Source organism: Microbacterium sp. ZKA21 (genome assembly GCF_050434165.1).
Taxonomy (GTDB): domain Bacteria; phylum Actinomycetota; class Actinomycetes; order Actinomycetales; family Microbacteriaceae; genus Microbacterium.
The window spans coordinates 263,253-285,751 of the sequence record NZ_JBNPVV010000006.1 but is presented as its reverse complement, the minus strand read 5'-3'; the positions used below and the strand labels follow the sequence as shown (position 1 = coordinate 285,751).

At 64.2% G+C, this 22,499-nt stretch carries 18 protein-coding genes and 1 pseudogene; 4 read left to right on the top strand and 15 right to left on the bottom strand.

Annotated elements, in window-relative coordinates; all coding sequences use genetic code 11:
- Positions 1-153: 153 nt before the first annotated feature.
- Positions 154-2,625 carry a glycoside hydrolase family 3 protein gene (locus tag M2317_RS14085; protein ID WP_429461153.1) on the bottom strand — a complete coding sequence of 824 codons (2,472 nt, stop codon included), beginning with the start codon at positions 2,623-2,625 and terminating at the stop codon, positions 154-156.
- Positions 2,626-2,858: 233 nt separating this feature from the next.
- On the opposite strand from M2317_RS14085, the gene M2317_RS14080 reads away from it, so the two are divergent.
- Entirely contained in the window at positions 2,859-3,518 is a 660-nt protein-coding gene (locus M2317_RS14080; protein ID WP_429461151.1) for a TetR/AcrR family transcriptional regulator, read from the top strand.
- A 98-nt stretch (positions 3,519-3,616) separates the two neighbouring features.
- On the opposite strand, the gene M2317_RS14075 is transcribed toward M2317_RS14080, so the two are convergent.
- The 7 genes from M2317_RS14075 to M2317_RS14045 form a co-directional block, all read right to left on the bottom strand.
- Entirely contained in the window at positions 3,617-4,969 is a 1,353-nt protein-coding gene (locus M2317_RS14075; RefSeq protein ID WP_429461150.1) for an MFS transporter, read from the bottom strand.
- A gap of 74 nt (positions 4,970-5,043) precedes the next feature.
- Entirely contained in the window at positions 5,044-6,030 is a 987-nt protein-coding gene (locus M2317_RS14070) for a pectin acetylesterase-family hydrolase (RefSeq protein ID WP_429461148.1), read from the bottom strand.
- Between the two features lie 245 nt (positions 6,031-6,275).
- On the bottom strand, positions 6,276-7,433 hold the full coding sequence (locus M2317_RS14065) for a pectin acetylesterase-family hydrolase (protein WP_429461146.1): 1,158 nt from the start codon (positions 7,431-7,433) through the stop codon (positions 6,276-6,278).
- 166 nt (positions 7,434-7,599) lie between these two features.
- Positions 7,600-8,241, bottom strand: coding sequence for a response regulator (locus M2317_RS14060; protein ID WP_429461144.1), 642 nt, complete (start codon positions 8,239-8,241; stop codon positions 7,600-7,602).
- Between the two features lie 23 nt (positions 8,242-8,264).
- On the bottom strand, positions 8,265-9,452 hold the full coding sequence (locus M2317_RS14055; protein ID WP_429461142.1) for a sensor histidine kinase: 1,188 nt from the start codon (positions 9,450-9,452) through the stop codon (positions 8,265-8,267).
- A 104-nt stretch (positions 9,453-9,556) separates the two neighbouring features.
- Complete coding sequence (locus tag M2317_RS14050) at positions 9,557-10,393, bottom strand: alpha/beta hydrolase (protein WP_429461140.1); 837 nt, start codon at positions 10,391-10,393, stop codon at positions 9,557-9,559.
- Positions 10,390-11,607: a serine hydrolase domain-containing protein gene (locus M2317_RS14045; RefSeq protein WP_429461138.1), complete on the bottom strand. Its 1,218-nt coding sequence runs from the start codon at positions 11,605-11,607 to the stop codon at positions 10,390-10,392. Before M2317_RS14045 ends, M2317_RS14050 begins: the two co-directional genes overlap by 4 nt.
- A 212-nt stretch (positions 11,608-11,819) precedes the next feature.
- Here M2317_RS14045 and M2317_RS14040 point away from each other — a divergent pair, with 212 nt between their 5' ends.
- The gene (locus tag M2317_RS14040) at positions 11,820-12,833 is read left to right on the top strand and encodes an alpha/beta hydrolase (RefSeq protein WP_429461137.1); all 1,014 of its coding nucleotides are present in this window, start codon (positions 11,820-11,822) and stop codon (positions 12,831-12,833) included.
- Positions 12,834-12,951: 118 nt separating this feature from the next.
- On the top strand, positions 12,952-14,016 hold the full coding sequence (locus tag M2317_RS14035) for an alpha/beta hydrolase (RefSeq protein WP_429461135.1): 1,065 nt from the start codon (positions 12,952-12,954) through the stop codon (positions 14,014-14,016).
- 322 nt (positions 14,017-14,338) lie between these two features.
- On the opposite strand, the gene M2317_RS14030 is transcribed toward M2317_RS14035, so the two are convergent.
- A complete protein-coding gene (locus M2317_RS14030; protein ID WP_429461133.1) occupies positions 14,339-15,304 on the bottom strand; it encodes an aldo/keto reductase in 966 nt (321 codons plus the stop codon).
- A gap of 166 nt (positions 15,305-15,470) precedes the next feature.
- Here M2317_RS14030 and M2317_RS14025 point away from each other — a divergent pair, with 166 nt between their 5' ends.
- Positions 15,471-15,989, top strand: a complete 519-nt coding sequence (locus M2317_RS14025) for a TetR/AcrR family transcriptional regulator (RefSeq protein ID WP_429461131.1) — start codon at positions 15,471-15,473, stop codon at positions 15,987-15,989.
- Between the two features lie 284 nt (positions 15,990-16,273).
- Here M2317_RS14025 and M2317_RS14020 read toward each other — a convergent pair whose 3' ends face one another.
- The 6 genes and pseudogenes from M2317_RS14020 to M2317_RS13995 all read right to left on the bottom strand — a co-directional run.
- On the bottom strand, positions 16,274-17,455 hold the full coding sequence (locus M2317_RS14020) for an acetyl-CoA C-acyltransferase (RefSeq protein ID WP_429461129.1): 1,182 nt from the start codon (positions 17,453-17,455) through the stop codon (positions 16,274-16,276).
- Between the two features lie 44 nt (positions 17,456-17,499).
- Positions 17,500-19,323, bottom strand: coding sequence for an ATP-binding cassette domain-containing protein (locus tag M2317_RS14015; protein WP_429461127.1), 1,824 nt, complete (start codon positions 19,321-19,323; stop codon positions 17,500-17,502).
- A complete protein-coding gene (locus tag M2317_RS14010; RefSeq protein ID WP_429461125.1) occupies positions 19,320-20,261 on the bottom strand; it encodes an ABC transporter permease in 942 nt (313 codons plus the stop codon). The genes M2317_RS14015 and M2317_RS14010 overlap by 4 nt, the downstream gene beginning before the upstream one ends.
- The gene (locus M2317_RS14005; protein WP_429461123.1) at positions 20,262-21,653 is read right to left on the bottom strand and encodes an ABC transporter substrate-binding protein; all 1,392 of its coding nucleotides are present in this window, start codon (positions 21,651-21,653) and stop codon (positions 20,262-20,264) included. It abuts the gene before it with no gap.
- Between the two features lie 214 nt (positions 21,654-21,867).
- On the bottom strand, positions 21,868-22,140 hold the full coding sequence (locus M2317_RS14000) for a hypothetical protein (RefSeq protein WP_429461172.1): 273 nt from the start codon (positions 22,138-22,140) through the stop codon (positions 21,868-21,870).
- A 141-nt stretch (positions 22,141-22,281) separates the two neighbouring features.
- Positions 22,282-22,479: pseudogene (locus tag M2317_RS13995) on the bottom strand (TetR/AcrR family transcriptional regulator); the annotation flags it as partial.
- Between the last annotated feature and the right edge of the window lie 20 nt (positions 22,480-22,499).

The following is a 22,499-nucleotide window of genomic DNA, read 5'->3' as shown; positions in this document are numbered from 1 at the left end:
TGGGACACCCCCCCCCGCCCCCCCCCCCGGGGGGGGGGGGGGGGGCGGGCCCCCCCCCCCCCCCCCCGGGGGGGGGCGCCCCCCCCCCCCCCCCCCCCCCCCGGGGGGGCCCCCCCCCCCCCCCCCCCCCCCCCCCCCCCCGCGGCTCCTCGTCTAGGAAGTCGATGTCGGACGGTTCACGCTCAGCGCGAACCTCAGGACGTTCTTCGCCGCCCGCTGCATCTCGCCGAGGGTTATCCCTTCGGGGTGCGCAAAAGAAGTCAGGAGCGAAGAATCTGCTTTGTCCCGCTTCAGCCCGCGCATGGCACCTGGCATGAGAACGTCGACCTGCGCACGGACCCGATAGGCATTGTCTCGCAGCCCGGGGAAGTCGGGGTCTTTCGCTCGCTGCATCCACCAGTCGGTGATGACGACGCCCTCGTAGCCCCACTCGTCGCGAAGAATCGTCGTGACGAGATCGTCGTTGTAGTGAGCCCAGACGCCATTGATCTTGTTGTACGCCGTCATCAGAACACGGGGATGAGATTCCGTGACACAGATCTCGAAGCCGCGCAGGTAGATCTCCCGCAATGCTCGCTGCGAGACCCGTGAGTCGTTCCGATTTCGATTCGTCTCCTGGTTGTTGCCGGCGAAGTGTTTGGGACAAGCGGCGACGCCGACGGACTGAATCCCCGTCACGATAGCCGCCGCTGTCTTGCCCGTCACCAGCGGATCCTCCGAGAAGTATTCGAAGTTCCGCCCGCAGAGAGGGTCGCGCTGGATGTTCATGCCGGGGCTGAGAAGCACATCGCTCTTCTTGCGGATCATCTCCTGGCCATGGGCTTCGGACAGCTCTTCGAGAAGAGAGGTGTTCCAGGTGGAGGCCAGTGCGGTACCGCACGGCAACAGGGATGCATAGGCGGACAAGCGGATCCCAGACGGGCCGTCGGTCGTGGTGATCGCCGGCACGCCCTTGTCGCGGAGGGACTCGATCGTCCCGCCGAAGACGCCGGCGTTCCCTGGTGTGCCCAAGGGGCTGTTCATGATCAGATCCCCGCGGGTGAGCGCCTCGAGCTCGTCCGGGCTGAGCTGGGCGATGAACTGCTCAAGCGTTGCGGTCCCCTCACGCACGTCGCGAAACGTGAGACCGGCATCAGACGTGATCGAAAACTCGGCAGGCAGACGCGTCTCCACTCGCGATCTCCGATCGGAACGGGCACGACGAGGAGTCGGCTCCCATGCCAGCACGGGACGCTGCTCCCCGTCCCTCACCACTGTCATCCGTTCGAAGGGATGAGCCGGGTCCGGCGCACATGCTTCGGTGAGCTGACGGGTCACGGTCATCGCCGGAACGGTGTGCGCGCCGATCCGACGCGCAGACCGCACATCGACGCCGACGAAGATCTCGTACTCGCCGGGCTCGAGGACGTAGGCATCGGGATGACCACTGGCCCCAGCATCGTCGAACGATGCCATCTGCGAGATCGGGAACTCGACCGTCATCGACTGGGATTGCGATGGTTCGAGCAGAGATGTCTTGGCGTACGCAGCGAGCTGACGAGCGGGCTTTGCGAGACCGCCACCCGGTGCTCGGAAATAGACCTGGACGACTTCCTTGCCTGCACGCGCGCCGGTGTTCTTGACCGTCGTGGTGATTCGGATCGTGTCGTTTTCGATCGAGAGCGCGGGCGACAACACGAAAGTCGTGTAGCCGAGCCCGAATCCGAAGGGGAACAGAACCCGCTCCGGGGCGAACGTCTCGAAGTACCGGTATCCGACGAACACGTCTTCCGCGTAGTTGTTGAACGAGCGATGGCCGAAGTTCTCCGATGTGGGGTAATCCTGGTATCGAGCGGCGACGGTGGCGGTCAGTCTCCCGCTCGGGTTGACCGCTCCGGAAAGGACGTCTGCGACGGCGTTGCCCGCTTCCATCCCACCCTGCCATGCGAGGACCACTGCGGCGATGCGGTCACCGAACTCGTCGAGCCATCCGAGATCAACGATGTTGCCGCAGTCGAGCACGACGATCGTCTGCTCGAACGATGCGGTGACCTGGGTGATCATGGAGCGCTCATCGTCGGTGAGGTAGTAGCTGCCCGCCTCGAGCTTGTTCTCTCGCGATTCACCGGCCGCGCGTCCGATGACGACGATCGCGGCGTCCGTGCGGGTCGCGGCCGAGCTCACCACCTCGTCGTCGAGCGGCATTTCGGGAAAACTGAAAGGCCAGTGCCCCCAGAACCCTTCGTCGACAGGATGCGCGGCGGTCCAGTCGCGGTAGACCGACGCAAGGTCACCATCCACCGCGATGTCGCTGTCTGTCAGCGCATCGAGGAGGTTGCGGCGGTAAGGAGATTTCACATCGCCTCCCGAACCGTAGCCGACGACGAGGTAGTCGACCTGCGTGCGACCGAACACGGCCACTCGGCGCCCCGAAAGAGGCAAGACTCCGTCGTTCTTGAGGAGCACGATCCCCTCCCCTGCGGCCTCGCGGCACAGCGCAGTCAGATGTGGATCGAGGGTGGGATCGGGATCCTCCAACTCCGACGACGACTGCGAGAGTCGGTCGACGATCTTCCGGAGGACAGAGTCGCGAAACTTCTCCAGCTTGCGCGGCATGACGCGGGCCTTTCTGATCATCGCGCTCATCATCGAGGCTGAACAGCGATCTGGAATACGCAACTCGGTCGGCTGCGGATCTGTTCTACTTCCGCAAGATTACCGTAAATCTAACTACGCCAATATTTTTGCGACAGCAGAATACGATCTGCTCTCCGAGCGAAGATCACGCACCGAGGACCTCCCGATTCTCAGCGCAGTGAGCTGTTCGCGACCGACCGTCATATGATCGGTAGCACCGACTGACGAGGCAGGAAAGCCAGATGACAGAGACCGTGTCCAAGAAGCGTGGACCGTACGCGAAGAGCGCGAGAACCCGCCAGCGTGCAGTCGAGGCGGCAATCGAGCTCTTCTCGGTGACCGGGTTCCACGGCGCGACACTCACTGATGTCGCAGACAAACTCGAAATGACCCTCACGGGCCTACAGCACCACTTTCCTGATAAGGATTCTCTGCTGGCCGCAGTACTGGCCGAACGCGACAGGCGGTCTCGCGAAGAGACCCCGATACTCCCCGACGAGGATGCGACCGAGAAGTTCATCGAGATAGCCCTCCGCAACCAGAGCCAGCCTCTGCTCACCGAGCTCCACACTGTGCTCTCCGCCGAGGCGACTGATGCAGGCCACCCCGCCCACGATTACTTCATCGAACGCTATGCGCGAGAGCGTGCGGCTGGCGCACGCTACTTCCAACGTCTCATCGACGAGAAGAAGCTCGGCGACGGGGCTGCCCCGGAGTCCCTCGCGTCGCTCCTCATCGCTCTCTCAGACGGCCTTCAGCTGCAGTGGCTGCTCGATCCCGGCTCCGTCGATGTAGAGCAGCAGCTGCGGCAGTTTCTCAACGTCGCCATTCCCGCCCTCTCCGGGGCCGAGGCGGCAACAGTCCGTGACGCGCAGCACGTGGGGAACCTACCCTCATCGTGACGAGTCGATGACCCGCCGGCCGGATCGCGTTCGAGATCCGGCTGAGTCCGGCCGTCCGGGTGATCTTCGAGCCTTCGAAACCCACCCGGACCAGTCGATCAGCGTGCGCCGCGCACCATGCGGATGGTGAATCCCCCGATGAGAGCGGCCACGCCGCCTGCGATGTAGAGGACCGGATAGCCCCCGAGAGCGGTGAAGGCACCGACGGCGATGATCGCGGGGGCGATGCTCGCTCCGAGCGACCTCGGAAGTTGGTCCGCGATGCCGATGATGGCCATGAACTTGGCGGCATGCGCGTTGCCGCCGGGGAGCACGGACATGACAAGGGCGCCGTCGGTCGGGATGAAGAGTCCGACTGAGAGTGCGAGGAGCGTGGTTCCGATGAAGAAGATGTTCGGCGTCGGCGAGAAAGCGACGATGATCGCTCCGGCACTGAGGATTGATGCGGCCACCATCACCATCGCCTTGCGGCTGGGCACCTTGTCGGCCAGGAAGGCGCCGATGAGAGTGCCTGCGGCAGTTCCGGCGAGGCTGATGATCGAGTTCAGGGCGATGAGCGGAGGCAGTTCCTCTGCAGATACGCGCAGCTCATCGGTGAGGAAGTACACCGCGAACGTGGTGCAGAACGCGATCCCCAGAGTGAAGATGAAGCGGCTGACGAAGACCCAGGAGAAGTCGGGAGCGCTCTTCGGATTGAACCGGTATCCGCTGAAGGCGTTGGCGAGAAGCGACTGCTTCGGCACATCTGCTCGATCGAGGTGACGGTCCTGGATCAGCGGAACCGCGATCAGGTAGCAGACCGTCAGGACGCCGGCTCCGACACCGAAGAGGGCGAATTGATTGCTGAGAAGCATCGGTCCGATGATCGATGCGGTGAGTCCGGCCAGCGACCCGGTGAGAGCTTTGAACCCGAGGATCTTTCCGCGCGATCGATCAGGAAAGGAATCGGGGATGACGGCGAAGGACGACGCTCCGGAGATCGATGAGCCGATCGCCATGAAAAAGGTCCCGAGGAAGATCATCGGAACGTTCGTCGCGAGGCCCAGGATCACGAGGCCTACGACGATGCTCGTTCCACCGATCGCAATGCCGGGGCGACGCATGCCGAATCGCGAGGTGGTCCGATCGCTCAGCGCCCCGAAGAACGGAGCGAGCGCCATTCCGAGGAATGCCTGAAGACCCAGCACGGCACCCAGTACGACATCCTTTGATTCCGGCGTGATCCGCGCGATGACGACGGGGAGCGCGACCATCGCCGGCATGAGAGTGCCGAAGCCGATGCCCAGCGCGATCAGCAGGACGGCGACGACGTTGCGGGCTGGTGCGCGCTTCTGCTCGTCGGCCTCGGCGCCGAGGCCGTCCGCCAGACCGCCCGCCACCGACGGTGCGTCACTGACGACTGTCGTCTGAGGCACGAATGCGGCGCGTTCGGAGTCCGCGGGTTGGGACATGGAGATCCTCCTTGATCAGCGGCCCGAGGCGGGCCAGTGGTTTTGTGAATTCAGTGAGAGCGACAGGGCTCTGATCAGGCCGACGAAGTGGCCAGAAGATCGAGACCGACACGCTGCGGGTCTCGCCCGAAGACGGTTCTCTTCAGCCATTCCCGCGGCGCGATGCCATCAGAACTCGTGCGATGGAATCCTGCGTCGGCGATCATGCAGTGCTTCGTCAACCCCAGGCGCTTGTGCGCGCGATCAGGAGTGTCGAAGAAGTACAGGCCGATGCGCGGAATCCTCTCCACGAGTTCCGCGCTGACTCGTCGAAGGTCACCTTCGAATCTCTCTCCGGCCCGACGCGTGTGCTCGAACCCGTCACCGTCGAGATAGCCCTGCATCCGTGAGAGCTCGGCGTCGCGGGTCGATGATGCGTAGAGGATCTCGACTCGGTCGCCGTGGTCACGATGCAGCGCCGCGAGCGAGTCGCTCACCATATCGGATCCTCGTAGCCTCGCACGGATCTCCTCCGGAGCCCCCCACACGTCTTCAGCGATGCGGCCCCAATCCGCCTTGACTCCCAGCCCGCTGTCGACGCAACACGTGATCCGTGAACACTCGGGGAAAAGCCCGATGACGTCGTCGGCGAGAAGTGCCGCACCCCACGCTCCCGCGCTGCACCCGGCGACGAGCAGATCATCGGGCTCTGGGACCCAGCGCGTGACCGCTTCCAGCACCGCACGGTAGTTCGTATACCCGTGATGCCGGAGGACACGCGCCGAGCCATCCAGCGCCGTATAGGGGAAGTCCTTGGTCCCCACATGGAAGTCTCCCGTGCCGTACGTGAGAACGACCTTGGTCCAGTCCCGGAAAGGGTTGTCGGGGTGGTCATCGAGCACTCCGGCGCGGGTGACGAAGTCGGCGAAGAGGTCGAGGCGCGTCGTATAGAACATGTCGGTCTTGTCGCGCATGTACAGCGATGCAGGCCGTGCTGCGGTGTATTCGTCGATCGAGACCCCACCGCCACTGAAGAACACGAGAAGCTTGTTCTCCGTGCCGAGACGAACGTCGGTGAACATGGGCTCGCCGTTTCCACTCACCGCTCCGTCCGGATAGAAGCGGTACCAACGCCCATGCTCCGGGTTCTCGGGCATCACGGGAAACCGGCGAGCTTCGAGGAAAGGCGTCAGCGCCCTCATCCACAAAGGCTCGCGTTCCCACGACTCCAACTTCCGCGCCATCACGGCATCTCCTTCAATCGGCGCCCAACCTATCAGAAAATTATAGTAGACACATATTTTCACTGATCGGGACCCTGCCGAAGTCACTCCAGGAGATCCACCCCGAAGCTCTCGACCTGACCGTCAACCGCCCGGCTGACCCATTCGAGAGGCGTAGTACCGCCGACGAGCTCATCCATCGTGTTCGGCCCGATCGTGTGCTGGGTGAGTCCGGTCGTATCGTCTGTCTCGCCTTCGAAGATGTACAACCCGATACCCGGAACCTGCGCTTGCAGCTTCTCCACCATGACCGTGAGATCTTGTTCATACGCGATGCCGTCTTCGGCCGTGACGTCGAACGGCCCGCCATTGAGGTAGGACTGCATCCGCGCCAGGGACTCGTCTCTGATGGAGCTTGCGAAGAGGATCTTGACCTCGGGGTGCTCGCTCGTGAGCGCCGTCAACGCGTCGAGGGTGAAGTTGTCCGTATGGAGCGCATCGGTGACATCCTGCGGCGAAAGCCAGACATCCTCGCTCACCGAATGCCAGTCGTAAAGGAGAAGCGAGCTGTCGACCATCGTCGTCACATTCGTGGTGTCCGGAAGGTGCTCCATGATCACCCCGGTGTTGATGGCTGCGCCGAAACCGCCGGCAGAGCCTCCCGCGACCAGCAACTCGCTGGGACTGCCGAGCACCTCCTTGACAGCATCCGCATTCAGGACGAGTTCGAGGTTGGTGCGACCGTTGTGGTGCACGACTTCGGGTTCACCATCGAGACCCTCGATCTCGTTCGCGCCCGCACCGGCGTGGAAGTCGCCGGTCGAGTACGGGAGCTGGATCACCGTCCAGTCACGGAACGGGTTGCCGTCGATATCTTCAGCGAGACCGTCTTTCGCGAGCTGATCGAATCCGTCGAGGACGGTATAGAAACCGTCATCGAAGAGGCTCCTGACAGGGCGTGCTTCGGTGTAGTCATCGACGCTCACACCACCGCCGCCGAAGACGACCATCACTTTGTTCTCCGAACCCACCCGGATGTTGGCGTGGTACGGGTTCCCGAGAGCGTCGATCGCGCCGTCGGGCTGAACGCTGTACCACTCGCCTTCTTCCGCCGAATCCGGATCGAGCGGAGAGAAGCCCGCATGGATCCACGTCTGAGCGGCGATAAAGGCTCCGGCGCCGAGCAGTGCGACGGCTCCGACACCGATTCCGACGGAGACGAGCACCTTGCGACGACGCGACCAGCGCTTCTTACTCTTCATACTCTTGGATTCCTTCGCGACGATCATGAGAACTGCATCGCCAGTAGGGCACGCCCCTCGCTGAGCGAATGCTGCTCACAACAGTCTTGCCTCCGGCGGCTCTCAGCACGTCCCCCAAATGTGGACATCTGTCTTCTTGGCGCCGTGCGGTGGAGAGTCCGGCGGCTCACCGGCCCGTTCGAAGCAGTCCGGCTTCATGAGCGCGCACTGCGAGCTGCGTGCGATCCCGCAAGCCCAGCTTGACCAGAATCCGACTGACATACGTCTTCGCTGTCTCCCGAGACACGTACAGCTCTGCAGCGATCTCCGCGTTCGACAGGCCCCGCGCCACGAGGACCGTGACCTCGTGTTCTCGCGGAGTGAGCACACCGTTCGCAAACGGGCTCGGATCCGGTTGGCGACGCACGCTGAATCGAGCCATCAGGCGCGACGTGATCTCGGGGGCGAGCATGGCATTTCCTTGGTGGACCGTGGCGATCCCACGCAGCAGTTCGTCGGCAGGTGCGTTCTTGAGGAGGAAACCCGAGACACCGATGCGAAGCGCTTCGTAGACGTACTCATCGAGGTCGAATGTGGTCACCATGATGATCCGCACCTGGTCGAGAGCTTCGAGGATCTCTCGCGCCGCATCCAAGCCGCTCATGAGAGGCATCTCGATGTCCATCAGGACGACATCAGGTCGCTTCGCGATGACTGTAGACACCGCTTCCCGGCCATTCGCCGCCTCACCCACCACCGCCATTCGGGAGTCGCTCTGCACGAGGTCGGTGAATGCTCGCCTCACGCCGGACGAATCGTCTGCGATCACGACCGTGATCAGGGCATCGGACATCAGTGCGCTCCTGACTTCACGCCGGCATCGTCCGAGGAAAAGCACGGCAACTCGACGTGCACTCCGAAACCGCCGGACTCTCGTGGCCCGATCAGGCACCACCCGCCGGCGGCCGCGACTCTTTCTCGGATGCCGATGAGCCCATGCCCAGACGACGGCGCTTGTCGCACGGCCGGACCGTCGTTCACCACCTCCACGACGAGAACTGCTCCCGCGCGGGACACCCGCACTCGGCACTGACTTTCGGGAGCATGACGGACGGCGTTGGTGATCGCTTCCTGGATCACCCGGAACACCGTCAGCTCTGTGAGATTATCGAGGGTTTCAGTGTCTCGGATGTCCACCTCCAGCACGAGGCCGGCAGCGCGTGCGCGATCGAAGACTCGATCGAGGTCGCCGAGCAGCGGCGCCGGAGCGGCACTGTCGAAATCATCGCTCCTCAGCGCGACGACGAGGCCGCGAACCTGCGCCAGGGCTTGGCGCGCGTTCGATGAGATGCCGGCGAGTCGAGTTCGGAGGTCCTCCGCCGATTCCGATCGGATATGGGCCGCGACCTCCGCCTCCACGCCGATCGTCCCCAACGTATGCGAGACGACGTCATGCACTTCTCGCGCAAGGTCGAGCCTCTGCTCCATGGCCGCGACATGCGCGCGTTCGCGGGCCGCTTCAGCGGCGAGCTGCGAACGCTCCCCCACCGCGCTGCCGAGTGTCCAGGAGCAGGCAACCGCAGCAACCGCCGTCAACAGGGTGAGAACCCACGGCTCGAGTTGACGGGAGCCAAGGGCGGCGGCCACCAGGAACACGAACAGGAACAGGCCGAGCCGGAACCACCCCCGCCGAAATCCCCTCTGGAGGGCGAGCGGATACACGGCCCACGCCGTCGCGAGCATCGGATCGGTGGTGACCTGAAGGATGTTGCCGAGCAGCGTGGCGAGCGCCACGCCTGCGGCCGCCGCGGCCGGGAATCGCCAGCGAAGCACCACCCCCGCGATCATCGCCGCCATCAGCACATACCCGACCAGCGTCCTCCCGTCGAGCGCTTGGCCACTGATGACGGGCAGCCAGTGGGTTGCGGCGACGGTTGTTGCGACCAGGACGTCCATCACGATCAGCAGCGCGCCGTAGAGGCCACCGTCCGCACGGACGATCGCATTGCCCCTTCTCGCCGCGCTTCGCACCATCACCATCACTGCTCCTCAAGTCTGCGGACGGAAGGGCACGCCGGGTACCGTCTCGTCCTCATTCTCGGCGCCGGCGCTCCACCGCACCATCCCCGGAAGTGGACACTCGCTCAGGACAGCAACCCCTGAGAACGCAACCAGTTCGCCAGTACGTCGGCGAAGCGGACCGAATCCGTACCGGGACGTCCCAACCCGAAGCCATGATCACCGGACGCGAAGATGTGAGTCTCCACCGGCGCATCGGCTTCTTTCCAAAGCTGCGTGAGTCGCGCAGCGTCGGCGACGGCACGGTCTGGTTCGGCTGCTGCAACGAGCATCGGAGTGTGTTCGGGACGCACCCCCCGATACCAATGGAATCCGTACACCGACGCCACGAAGTCCGGTCGACTCTCTGTCTCCGCACTCTGCAACACCCGCAGCACGGTCATCGCTCCCGCCGAGAACCCCATCATCCCGACCTTCCCGGGATCGATTCCATAGTGCTTCGCGTTGGCGCGAACCAGACGAAGAGCCCGGACCGCGTCCGCCGACGCTGCCTCGACAGCGGGCTCGATCCCTGCTTTCATCCGTCCGAGGAAGAAGGGGACCATACGCCACCATGTCGGACGTTGGACCCGGTATTTGAGGATGAAGGCGGTGACGCCCAGTCCGGCGAGGAATTCGCCGACCTCCGTGCCTTCGTGCTGCCATGCCAGGCCGCCGAACCCACCTCCCGGCAGCACGATGAGCGACGCGTGGTCTCCCCCGTCGCCCGGCCTGATGACTGTGATCGTCGGATCGAAGACATTTCTGATGACAGTCGTGTCGCGCCAGCCCAGGCTGGAGTCCACAGCGCACGTCTCGGCTCGGTATCGGCCGTAGTCGCCGGCCGCGCCGTCCGGCCAGAGCCGCGTCACTTCCCGTTCAGCCGGTCTTTCGGTTCTGTCCTGTGCTCGATAGGCGGTCATGCGTCCAGAGACTCATAGAGGGCTGAGACGAGAGCTGTCGAGACTGTCCAGTCAGTCAGGTGCGAACGGATGAATCCGACCGCCACTCGTCTCTTCGGGTCCGCGAACCCCAGTTGCCCACCTGCGCCGAGGTGTCCGAAAGATTCGTGGGTCGGGCCGAATCGCCATGGCTGCTTTCCCTCCCCGAAATCGCCCTCGAACCCCATCGCGTAGCGCATCTCGGGAGCCGGGAGCAAGCGAGGCCAGCCCTTTTGTGGCCAGACACTCGTCCGCCCCGATCGAGAGGGCGTGCGGAACAGTTCGATGGACTCGGGACTCACGATGCGGTGACCGTCGAGTTCCCCGCCGTCTGCGAGCATCGCATACACACGAGCGAGGCTTCGCGCGTCTGACGTCGCATTGGCCGCCGGGATCTCCGAACGCCTCGCACCCGGAGTGTTGAAGAACGTCAGATGCGAGCTGAAGGTTCCGCCGTGCATGTACACGCCGGCCTGCCCCATCGGCGAGCCTGGCCTCGCCACCTCTCTCGCAAATGCCGACATCACGCGCCTTGCGAACCCGCCGGCCACCGGAGCGGCGGGCAAGAGATCCGCGATACGCGCATGCTCGACACTCGGAGTCCCGATGTGAGCGTCGAGACTGAGCGGGTCTGCAACCTCGCGAGCGAAAAACGCTCCCACGGTGTCGCCGGTGATGCGCCGAACGAGTTCCTGGATCAACCATCCGACACTGATCGCGTGGTACCCGATCTGCGATCCGGGCTCCCACGCTGGTGGTGAGGCCGCGATCCGGCGAGCGATCTCGTCGTAGTCGTCCCAGCCGTTTCCGTCCCAGTCGAGCAGAGAGCCCGGATCTTGGAAGCAGAGCATCCCCGAGGTATGGGTCAGGACGTGTCGGACGAGCGTGCCGGACTTCCCCGCAGCTCCGAACTCGGGCCAGTAGCGGGTGACAGGAGCATCGAGATCGAGTTCACCCCGATCCCACAGGATCTGCGCGCACAGCGCGGCGAGCCCCTTGCTGGCCGACATCGCCGTGGAGATTGTGTCTTCTCGCCAGGCTTCGCCCGCTCGTGCGGATCCGCTCCACAGATCTACGACCTTCCGGCCGTCGACATACGCCGAGAACGCGGCTCCGCCTTGGTCTGGCCTGGAATGCTCGAACACAGTTCGGACCAGATCGAAACCGTCCGCTACGTCGCCCAGAATCTCCGCCATGTCGTCCTTTGCATCTCGCGGTCGCGATGCAGTCGGCTCAAGGCCTTCGTCATCTGAATCATCATCGACCCGTCGAAAATATGAAACTGATTGTATTTTGAACCTAGCATGCGAGGTGGCCAAAACTTCAGTATGCATAGATTTTCGCTTAGGGTGGGAACCCCGGCACGGGAACCAGGCCAAAGGCGGCTCAGCCGCAGAGAGTAGGAATCATGACGGACATCTACTGGGAGCGGCTGGTGGAAGGCTACAAGATGGTCGGTTCGCTGAGCCCTGAGCACCCGACGGTCGCGCATCCTGATCCAGAGCTCGCCGACCGCTTGGCTGCCGAAACGCCCGAAGAACGCACCTATGTCGCCCCCGAGATCGACTCCATCCGGGATGTGACCGTCGAGTACGAAGAAGGCTCCTTCGGCATTCGGGTATACGTGCCTGCGACGCACGACGCCCGGCGCCCGCTTCTCGTCTGGTGCCATGGTGGCGCCTGGGCAGCCGGCGACCTCGACGGGGCAGAGGGGGACGCCACATCGCGGGAGGTCGCGGCCCGAGCAGGAGCGGTCGTGGTCTCCGTCGACTACCGCCTAGCCACAAACGGCGTCCACTTCCCCATCCCGATGAAGGATGCAGTCGCCGCGTACCTCTGGGCGCGGGCACATGCGGTCGAGCTCGGTGCCGACCCCGAGAGAATCACGCTGGCGGGCGCGAGCGCAGGCGGAAACATCGCCGCCGGCGCAGCTCTCTGGATCCGTGATCACTCACTGCCGACACCCGCGTCACTCGCCCTGGCATACCCGACGCTGCACCCGGTGCTTCCGCCCCCGTCTGCCGAGCTGCAGTCGAAGCTGGATCGAGTCAATCGAATCGCCGGCGCGTCTGCCGAGGTTCTCACACCGATGATCGAGAACTATCTGGGGGCTCCTGTCGACGAGGCTTCGCCCTACGCCATGCCCGGCGTGGCGGACGATCTGACAGGGCTGCCCCCTACGTACATCTTCAATGACGAGTTCGACGGCCTGCGATCCTCCGGCGAGCACTTCGCGCATCAACTCGCGGCCGCAGGAAACCATGTCGTATTGGAGACGCTTCCCGACGTCGCCCACGGCCACTTCGCTCGGCCGGGCCTGGCACAGTCTCGTGCATCCCATCGAGACCTCGCCGCCTGGGTTGTGGATCGCACGGCCGCGCCCGCCGCCGTCATCATCTCCGCCGCAGAGCCCTCTGCCTGAGCATCGCAAGGCTGAGGCGTCATCCTGTGGGACGACAAGAGATCATCCCGCAGGATGACGCCCCGTCAAAAAATTAGTGTTCTCATATATTCATGTCGAATCGTCGGGAGAACACTGCATGACTACGAAGCAACCTGCGAGCCAGAGGCGGGGAACTCCACGGTGGGCGCGGCGGATCCTCATCGCCTTCGCAGTCATCATCGCCATCGTGGCCCTCGCTGCAACCCTGGTGTGGAACAACCCGCAGATCGCCGTCGGCGCCTTCCAGGGCTATCACAGCCAGAACTCCGAAGAGCCTCACGCCACCCCGGGTGATCGCGTACGTGACAACGGCATCCGATACGTGAACGACATCACGTACGGCACCGAGTTCCCCAACAGCCACCTTGACATCTCGTACCCAGCCGAGGCCTCCCAAGACTCTCTCCCCACGATCGTGTTCACGCATGGCGGGGGCTTCTTCGGCGGCGACAAGGTTCTCGGCGACCCTCTCGCGGTCGACAGCGACGTCAACTACCTGTTCGATCGAATCGTCGAACAGGGCTACGCGTTCGTCAACGTGAATTACGCACTCGTTCCCGAGTATCACTTTCCGACTCCCGTCAGGCAACTGGACCAAGCCCTGTCGTTCTTGCGCGAGCACGCGGACGATTACCAACTCGACATGGACAACGTGATCATCATGGGTTCCTCAGCGGGCGCCATCATGACATCGCAGTACGGCGCGGCGCTCGCGAACCCCGCATACGCAGAGCTGCTCGGCGCGACCCCCTCGATCGCTCTGGAGAGTGTGCGCGCCCTGGTCATAGACGATGCGCCACTCGCCATCGACGACTTCTCGCTCTCCACGATGCTCCTCATCGGCAACTACATCGATGGAACCATGCATCCGAGCAGGGTGGATCGCGACCGGTACGATCCGATCGGGCACATCGCGGCCGCGTATCCGCCGTCGTTCCTCATCGGGAGCAACTACCATGGCGACGGCTACGCATCCGACATGGAGAAGTTGAGCGATGCGCTCGCAGCGCAGGACGTTCGCCACGAGTTCTTCTACGAACGTCGAGCCGACGGCTCCGAAGGCAATCACGGCATCCTTGCCGGACTACCCACCGGCGATGAGATCGCCGTTGACGCCTTCGATCAGATGATCGCCTTCTTGCGCGAGACTCCCACCCGCTGATGAGCCACCGGCGCGTCGGTGCTTCCTGAAGAGAGCCGAACACCTGTCGCAGAATGCCATCGACCGCTTCAGATTCGCTTGCCGCCCGCACGTAGCGAGACCGATCTCCAGACATGCGAGCGCCGCAAGAACTATGGCGTCTGCGCGCGGCCTGTTCCCCTGACGCCTCAGATCGACCATGGGCACCAACATCGGGGCCCATAAAGGATGCTTCTCGAGGTGCGGGCCCGGAGAACAGGCATTAAGGAGACTCCATGGCATGGCCGGCGTGGAACGACCGAAACGGCCACTCGCCACTCCACACCGGCCGCTGAGCAGACCGTCAATCCCAGGTGGGCAATTGTGCTTCGACGTACCGGGCGCCATAGCCTCCGTTCGGGAGGATCTCAGCGATACGCTCGAGGTCCGCCTGCGTGAGCTCGACATCGGCAGCTGCGGTGTTCTCTTCCACGCGCGCGACGCTGCGGGTTCCCGGGATCGGCACGATGCGCTCGCCCTGAGCAAGTAGCCAGGCGAGCGCGAGTTGCGCGACCGTCGCGCCCTTGAGATGCGCCAACGTCGCCAGCTGGTCGACGGCGGCAACGTTCTTCTCGTAGTTGCCCGGCTGCCAACGGGGGTCATAGCTGCGCATATCGGACGCGTCGTAGCGACTCGCAGGCTGAGTTGTCCCTGTGAGGAAACCACGCCCCAGCGGCGAATACGGCACGAACCCGATCCCGAGTTCATCCAGGGTAGGAAAGAGCCGCTCAGCATCCCGCTCGAACAGCGAGTATTCGGTCTGAAGCACCGAAACAGGCTGCACGGCGTGGGCCCGGCGGATCGTGTTCGATCCTGCCTCGGAGAGCCCAAAGTAGCGGACCTTCCCCTCTCGGATGAGATCCCCTACTGTTCCCGCGACGTCTTCGATGGGGACATCTGGGTCGACGCGGTGCTGATACAGCACGTCGATCACGTCGGTCTGAAGATAGCGCAGGCTGTTCTCCGCCACTTCTCGGATGTGGTCGGGCCGACTGTTCAAGGAGTAATCCTCGGGCATGTACCCGAACTTCGTGGCGATGACGATCTCGTCGCGAAAGCCCTTCACTGCCTGACCAATGAGCTTCTCGTTGGCGCCGAACCCGTACAACTCCGCAGTGTCGAAGAACGTGACCCCGAGTTCATGCGCGCGACGGATCGCGGCGGCACCTCCCTCGTCATCTCCAGGGCCGTAGGCGAATGTGATGCCCATCCCGCCATAGCCGAGGGCGGAGACCTCAAGGCCTTGGGTTCCGAGTGCTCGCTGTTGCATCTGATTTCCTTTCCTAGATCCAATACCGGCACTCTACGCCCAATTTGGCAGATAGTGCCACTTCGGGCGCTGTATGCTGAGTGGCATGAGCGCAAACGAAGCGAGGGCGTCCTTGGTCCGGGACGTCGCTAGAGACGCGGTACGGGCGCATGTGACAGCTGTCGCTGTGGATCTTTTCGACGAGTTCGGCTTCGAAAACGTCACGATCGAGCAGCTCTCTGAAGCGGCCGGAATCTCGCGGCGAAGCTTCCACCGGTATTTCGCAGCAAAGGAGGACGTGATCGTGGGCGATCCCGCTCGGATGGGCGAGCTCGTGCGGGATGCACTCGAGCACCGCCCTCATGCCGAGTCCTCATGGGTGTCGCTGCGGCTGGCCTTCGAGCACATGCTCTCGCAGGTCCCAGCGGACAACGCCCGCGGCAAGCGTATGATCCGCCTCCTCTCCGACACTGCCGCTTTGCGCGCCCGCAATCTCGAGAAGCACCTGCAATGGGCGGATCTGCTCACCCCGATCGTCCAGTTGCGCCTAGCTGGCGACGACCGGGAGGTTCGGGCACAGGCCCTTGTTCACGCAAGCCTCGCCTGCCTTGATGTCGCACTCCTCACTTGGGCCCGATCCGATAGCGACACAGACATCAGCGTCACTCTTCAGCGCGTCTTCGACACGCTGAGAGCTCCGGCATAACCGGCACCACCATCTGCGCCGAAGGCCGAAGACGGCGTTCTGCTCCCGAAGGTCCGAGACCGTGTCTGCACGGTGAGGGAGCGGTCAAATCCCCCGAGTTCCGAGCAACCAACAGCAGCGCGAGATTCTGTGAGTAAAACGCCCGCCGAACCGGCATGTGCCCAAAGCCTGAGGAGGGCTTTTGGCGCTCAATCCGCCACGTGATTGTAGCCATTTGACTGTCCCTGTCTTGAGCTAACGACGTCCGGGCTGAAATCGTATGCTGCTCCTCGCGGTCGCAGCGCTCAGAGGATCTCGAACAGGCCGGCGGCCCCCATTCCGCCTCCGACGCACATCGTCACCACTACTCTCCTGGCACCGCGCCGGCGCCCTTCGATCAAGGCGTGACCCACCATTCGTGCACCGGACATGCCATACGGATGACCGATCGAGATCGCGCCGCCATTCACATTGAATCTGTCCGGATCGATCCCCAGCGCTCTCCGGCTATACAGCACCTGAGAAGCGAAGGCTTCGTTCAGCTCCCACAGATCGATGTCGTCCACGCTCAGAGCTTGCCTTTCGAGCAGCGCACGCACCGCCGGCACGGGGCCGATTCCCATCTCATCGGGCGCGCACCCGATGACGGCGGACGCCACGAATGCCCCCAGCGGCTCGAGGCCGCGGCGTTCCGCTTCTTCCTCTGCCATCACCACGCATGCCGAGGCGCCGTCAGACAGCTGACTCGCGTTCCCTGCCGTGACCGACGGTTCCCGTGATGCGACTCCGGCCGCGAGTACAGCAGGGAGGCCGGCAAGGTCTTCGATGCGCGTCTGGGGCCTGGTTCCCTCGTCCCGCTCGAGCGTCACGGGCTCGAGACTCTCCTGCCCCGTCTCGCGATCACGCACGACCTTGGTCGTCTCCAGCGGGACGATCTCGTCGTCGAATCGGCCCGCGAGCTGGGCCGCCGCCGTGAGCTGCTGAGATGAGAGTGCGTACGCGTCCTGCTCTTCGCGTGAGATGCCATAGCGTTCTGCCACCACCTCGGCCGTGTGCAGCATGGGCAGGTAGATCGAAGGCATGTGAGAGAGAAGCCACGAGTCCTTGGCGCGGAACGTGTTCTGATGCTCGTTCTGCACCAGCGATACGGATTCCACTCCACCGCCGACACCCACCCTCAGATCGCCACGGGTCACCTGGGCGGCGACGGAAGCGATCGCCATCAGTCCGGACGCGCATTGGCGGTCGACGCTCATTCCAGGCACGGTGACGGGGAGCCCCGCACGCAACGCACTCTGGCGTGCGATGTTTCCCCCCGATGCTCCCTGCTGCAGAGCCGCCCCGAGCACGACATCCTGCACATCGTCGCCGGCCAGACCCGCCCGCTCCACCGCATGACGCACCGCGTGAGCAGCCAGCTCCTGCGGCGACGTATTGTTGTACGCGCCACGATAGGCCTTCGCGATAGGTGGTCGAGCGGTGCTCACGATGAGGGCACGGGTCATGAGAGGGTCTCCAGTTTCGTTAGTGGTCAATGTGCGGTCGAGGAATGCACCGCGCCCAACGGCGCGCGAGCCGGCGCGCCTTCGAGGGAGGCTGCGCACAGCGCCCGGGTGTAGAGGTGCCGCGGCGACCGTATGATCGCGCGTACGGGTCCGGTCTCCACGAATCGACCGTCGCGCATGACGGTCACCCGATCGCAGAGGTCCGCTACGACTCCGAGATTGTGAGTGACCACGAGCAGCGACATGCCGCGCTCCCGTTGCAGGTCGCGCAGCAGGTCAAGGATCTCCGCCTGAACAGTGACGTCCAGAGCCGTCGTGGGCTCGTCCGCGATGAGAAGCACCGGATCGGTGCAGACCGCTCCGGCTATCAGCACCCGCTGCGCCATGCCGCCGGAGATCTCGAATGGGTAGGCGCGGAAAGTACGTTCGGGGTCAGGGATGCCGACGCGAGCGAGGAGCGCGATCGCCCGTGATCGCGCCTCTTTCCGGCTGACCCGCAGGTGCTTCCGCATCGGTTCCACGAGCTGTGCCCCGACAGTGAACGAGGGGTCCAGGTTGGTCATCGGCTCCTGTGGGATGTAGCCGATCCGGCCTCCCCGGATCGACTCCAGAGTTCGTTCCGACGCCTTCGTCAGGTCGTTTCCCTCGAACTGAATGGATCCGCCATCGATGCGGCCACCCCGAGACAGCAGCCCGAGGATGGCGAATGCGGTCTGGGACTTCCCAGACCCGGACTCCCCCACCAGACCGTGAACCTCACCCGGCCGTACATCGAGGTCGATACCGTGCACGACCTCGATCCCGTCACCGTCTTCCTGCTCGTAGGAGACCCGAAGTCCCCGCACGCGAAGGACCGGATCTCCGGTGTGATGTCGGGAGTGCTCATCATCCGGATGCTCGACGGCTGGGTGAGTCGCGTCGATGGCCTCGGCCGGATCCGGGAGATCCGCTCCACTGAGGGCGAGTGAGGATGTCACCGAAGCGATGGACCCGGTCGACGTGGTCACGACGCGCGGCCCCCGCCGGCGCGGCGGGGTGGAACGCTCGAGCACATCGCGCAGTGTGTTCGCGAGCAGCGCCAGCGCGACGCAGCTCAGAGCGATCATGAGCGCCGGCCAGAGCAGCAGGAGTGGCTGGCGGTACATGTTGGCGAAGCCGTCGTTGAGCATGCTGCCCCATGTCGGGACCGCGAGGTCTCCGAGTCCGAGGAACTCGAGTCCTGACTGCACGGCGATCGCGACGCCGGCCACGATGGAGGACTGGATCAGGATGGGCCCCCGCACCGCCGAGAGGACGTGGCGCCTGATGATGCGCGCGTCACTCAGGCCGGAAACGCGGGCGGCATCGACGTACAGCTCTTCCCGAACGGCCGTCACCGATGCGTACACCAGCCGGTAATAGGCCGGAGAGAGCAATACTCCGAAGATCAGCATCGCCGTCCACACCGAAGGACCGAGAATGCTTCGCGCCGCCAGCAGGACGATGATTCCGGGCATGGCCATCACGAGGGTGGTCATCCACGATGCGATCCCATCGAACCAGCCGCGGAAGTACCCCGCAATGAGCCCCGCGCCGACCCCGATCACCAGTGCAGTCAACACAGCGACCGTCGCAGCGGCCAGGGTCACGCGAGTCGCCACGAGGAGGCGAGAGAGCACGTCTCTCCCGGCGCTGTCCGCGCCGAGCGGATGCTCCACGCCGGGCGACGCCAGAATCGCCTGCAGCGACCCGGCATCCAGGGCGACCGGGATCACCCAGCCGGTGAAGAGCGCGACGATCGTCAGCATGAGCAGCACCACGATCGAGATCGCCCCCAACGGACGCCGAAGCACCTTGATCAGCAGCTTCATGCCATCCTCACCTTCGGATTCAGACCGGCCTGGGCGAGGTCTACGAGCAGGTTGATGATCACGACGATGATCGCGAAGACGACGACGATCCCCATCACGACCGGGATGTCGCCCTGAGTCGTCGCCTGCACAGCGAGTTGCCCCATCCCGGGGAGCGCGAAGATCTGCTCGATGATCACCGCCCCGCCCAGCAGACCGACGAACTGCAAGGCGACGACGGCGAGCCCCGGGCCGGCGGCGTTGCGCAGCACATGCTTGTAGATCACGCTGCGGCTCGAGAGCCCGCGCGCACGAAGTGTCCGCACGTAGTCTCGCGACAGGGCGTCGATGACAGATCCGCGGACCTGCTGCGCGATCGCTGCGATGACACCAGTGGCCAGCGCGATCACCGGAAGCGCTATCGACGCGAGCCAACCGGAGACGGACGCAGTCGGCGGAACATAGCCCGTGGCGGTGAACCAGCCGAGACCGACGGCGAACACCAGGACGAGGACCAACGCGACGAGGAACCCCGGGACAGCGAACCCGAGCAGGACACCGAACTGTATGACGGTATCCGCCCATCCGCGGCGCCGCGCTGCCACGACACCGAGGGCGACCGCGACGACCACCGCGACCGCAGTCGTGCCGATCACGAGTGACAAGGTCACACCGAGCCGTCCCGCAAGACTGGTCGAGACGAGTTCTCCGCTGAACCAGGATCGTCCGAGGTCGCCTGTGATGGCGGACGAGGCCCACTGCCCGACCTGCACGAGCACAGGCTGATCCAGGCCCAGCTCCGCCGTCTTCCTGGCGACGACTTCGTCGGTCGCACCATTGCCCAGGAGTCTGCGTGCGATGCTCGCGCTGTCCGCGTACAGCAACAAGAACGACAGGAGTGCGATCGCGACGAGCAGGATCGCCCCTGCGCCGACTCTGCGGGCGATGAAGCTGAACATCTACGACTTGGGTGCGAAATCGTAGATCGAGGGATAGGTGTTGCTCGCCATCGGCGTCACCGTGGTCTTGGCATCCACTGCGTACGCACCCTCCGCACGGTAGAAGGGCGCGAACCACGCCTCCTCTACGAGGTACTCATTCAGCTCCGCAGCCGCGCCGTCCTGACCCTCCCTCACTCCATCGATGAGAGCGGTGGCGTCCGGATCCTCATAGCGGAATGGATTCCAGACAGCGGTCGGAGCCACCATCGACTCGATCACCCACCAGTCGTCGACGGACTCGAGGGCGAAATAAGACGCCGAGAACTTCGCTCCGAGCAGATCTGAGATGAGGTTGGTGACGGGCACGTCGACGAACTCGACGATCACCCCCACTTCAGCAAGCTGTTGCTGCACGACGGTGAATATCGTGGTGCCGAGTGCGGTCGACATAGGAAGCTGCAGCGTCAGCCCGTCCGGATATCCGGCGTCCGCGAGGAGTTCCCGCGCCTTCTCGGGATCATACGGATACCGCTCGTCGAGAGATGCTTCGAAGGCATCGCCCGAGGGCGGAAACACCTGAGTCGTCGGCGTCCCGTGTCCGAGCAGCACCGCGTCGATGAGTCCCTGCCGATCGATCGCATGGTTGAGCGCCTGGCGGACGCGGACGTCCCCGAGGGGTTCGGTGAGCGTGCCGGCCCGATCGAAAAGGTAGAGCCCCTGCACATCGACCTTGCTCGCCGCGATCGCCCAGCCGGCGGATTCTGCCTCGGCCCGCTGAGTGTTGCTTACCAGCTTGACGCCGTTCGCCTCCCCCGCCTTGATCGCATTCATCGCGGCTGTCGGATCCGGCATGACCGTGATGATCAGTTCGTCGTAGTGCTGCGCTTCGGGGTTCCAGTACTCAGGGTTTCGCTGGTAGGCATAGGTGGAACCGATCACCGTCTTGGCCGCATCGAAGATGTAAGGACCTGACCCGACCGGATTGGTCGCGAGGTCCTCGTCGTCGAAGGACTCGGCCGAGCCGATCACGCCTGCATCCCGACCGAGATATGTGAGCAGCGCCGGGTTGGGCTTGTCCAGGACGATGTCGACCGCGGCATCCGCAGTGGCTCGGATGTCGATCACCCCGGACAGAAGTGCCGCATTCGCGGCCGTGCCGTCACGGAATCGCTCGAGGTTCTGCACCACCACATCCGCGGTGAGCGGCGACCCGTCCGAGAACTCCACGTCATCGCGAAGAGTCAGGGAAAGAGTCGTACCCGAATCGTCGTACGACCATTCGGTGGCCAGCCACGGTTCGATCGCACCATCTGCCCGGATGCGGACGAGTGTGTCGAACACGGCTTCGAAGTACGGCGAGCGGTTTCCCCACTCGGCACCTCCGGGGTCCAACGTCACCGGCGACGACACGGCCGTGAGACGCAAAGTCCCGCTGGCAGACCCTGTTTCAGCATCCGGGTCAGGAGCTTGCGCGGTGCATCCCGTCAACGCGGCGACGAGCAAGACCGCTATCGCTGTAAGAGCTTTGGTCCGGAACATCGATGTCGCCTTCCAACAGGGCGGTACCCCGTCGGACCGCCATCGGTCGACACGCTAACATAAAAGTCATCCGACTGTGCGGTTTTCAGAACGAGCTGATCACCAAGCTTCCGAGCACCGCTTCGAGATCGACCACCGGGTCGCGCCGCCCGTCCCACAGCCATAGCTGCTGCAAGCCCAGAGTCGCCGAAAGGGTGATCTGCGCGGCCTGCGAAGGCGTGATGCCTGACGCGAGCAGATCGCGCTGCTCGATCTCGGTGAACGCCCGCTCGAGAAGCGCCTCCGCACGCTCATAGACGTCGACGAAGTAGTCGTGCGCAGGATGGGTCGCCGCGATGGCTTCCGCCGAGAGCGTCACCTCGAGATCGATGAGCGCTGGACGACCGACGTTACGTCGCGTCGCGTCCACCCAGGCCCGCAACACCTCGAGGCCTCGGGGACGTGCGGAGGCTCCTGCGTGCAGAGCCTCCTCATCTCGGCGTCGCAGCACTGCAGCCAGAAGCGCCGCTTTCGTCGGGAAATGGTGCCGCATGCCGGCATGGGTCATCCCGACACGCTCCGCTATGTCGCGAAGAGATCCATCCCGAAACCCGGACTCGGAGAAGACCTGAAGCGCGCCGTCGAGGATCTCGTCGCGCCGACGGGCGCTCTTTGCGTACTCTCCGCGCGGTCCGCGCACGCCAGCCGTGTCACCCATCCGCCCACGGTACTGGACGC

Bases quoted from the DNA above. Each gene is read 5' to 3' on its own strand.
- M2317_RS14085 (WP_429461153.1), bottom strand. From the start codon at position 2,625: ATGAGCGCGATGATCAGAAAGGCCCGCGTCATGCCGCGCAAGCTGGAG.
- M2317_RS14080 (WP_429461151.1), top strand. From the start codon at position 2,859: ATGACAGAGACCGTGTCCAAGAAGCGTGGACCGTACGCGAAGAGCGCG.
- M2317_RS14075 (WP_429461150.1), bottom strand. From the start codon at position 4,969: ATGTCCCAACCCGCGGACTCCGAACGCGCCGCATTCGTGCCTCAGACG.
- M2317_RS14070 (WP_429461148.1), bottom strand. From the start codon at position 6,030: ATGTTCACCGACGTTCGTCTCGGCACGGAGAACAAGCTTCTCGTGTTC.
- M2317_RS14065 (WP_429461146.1), bottom strand. From the start codon at position 7,433: ATGAAGAGTAAGAAGCGCTGGTCGCGTCGTCGCAAGGTGCTCGTCTCC.
- M2317_RS14055 (WP_429461142.1), bottom strand. From the start codon at position 9,452: ATGGTGATGGTGCGAAGCGCGGCGAGAAGGGGCAATGCGATCGTCCGT.
- M2317_RS14050 (WP_429461140.1), bottom strand. From the start codon at position 10,393: ATGACCGCCTATCGAGCACAGGACAGAACCGAAAGACCGGCTGAACGG.
- M2317_RS14045 (WP_429461138.1), bottom strand. From the start codon at position 11,607: ATGGCGGAGATTCTGGGCGACGTAGCGGACGGTTTCGATCTGGTCCGA.
- M2317_RS14040 (WP_429461137.1), top strand. From the start codon at position 11,820: ATGACGGACATCTACTGGGAGCGGCTGGTGGAAGGCTACAAGATGGTC.
- M2317_RS14035 (WP_429461135.1), top strand. From the start codon at position 12,952: ATGACTACGAAGCAACCTGCGAGCCAGAGGCGGGGAACTCCACGGTGG.
- M2317_RS14030 (WP_429461133.1), bottom strand. From the start codon at position 15,304: ATGCAACAGCGAGCACTCGGAACCCAAGGCCTTGAGGTCTCCGCCCTC.
- M2317_RS14015 (WP_429461127.1), bottom strand. From the start codon at position 19,323: ATGAAGCTGCTGATCAAGGTGCTTCGGCGTCCGTTGGGGGCGATCTCG.
- M2317_RS14010 (WP_429461125.1), bottom strand. From the start codon at position 20,261: ATGTTCAGCTTCATCGCCCGCAGAGTCGGCGCAGGGGCGATCCTGCTC.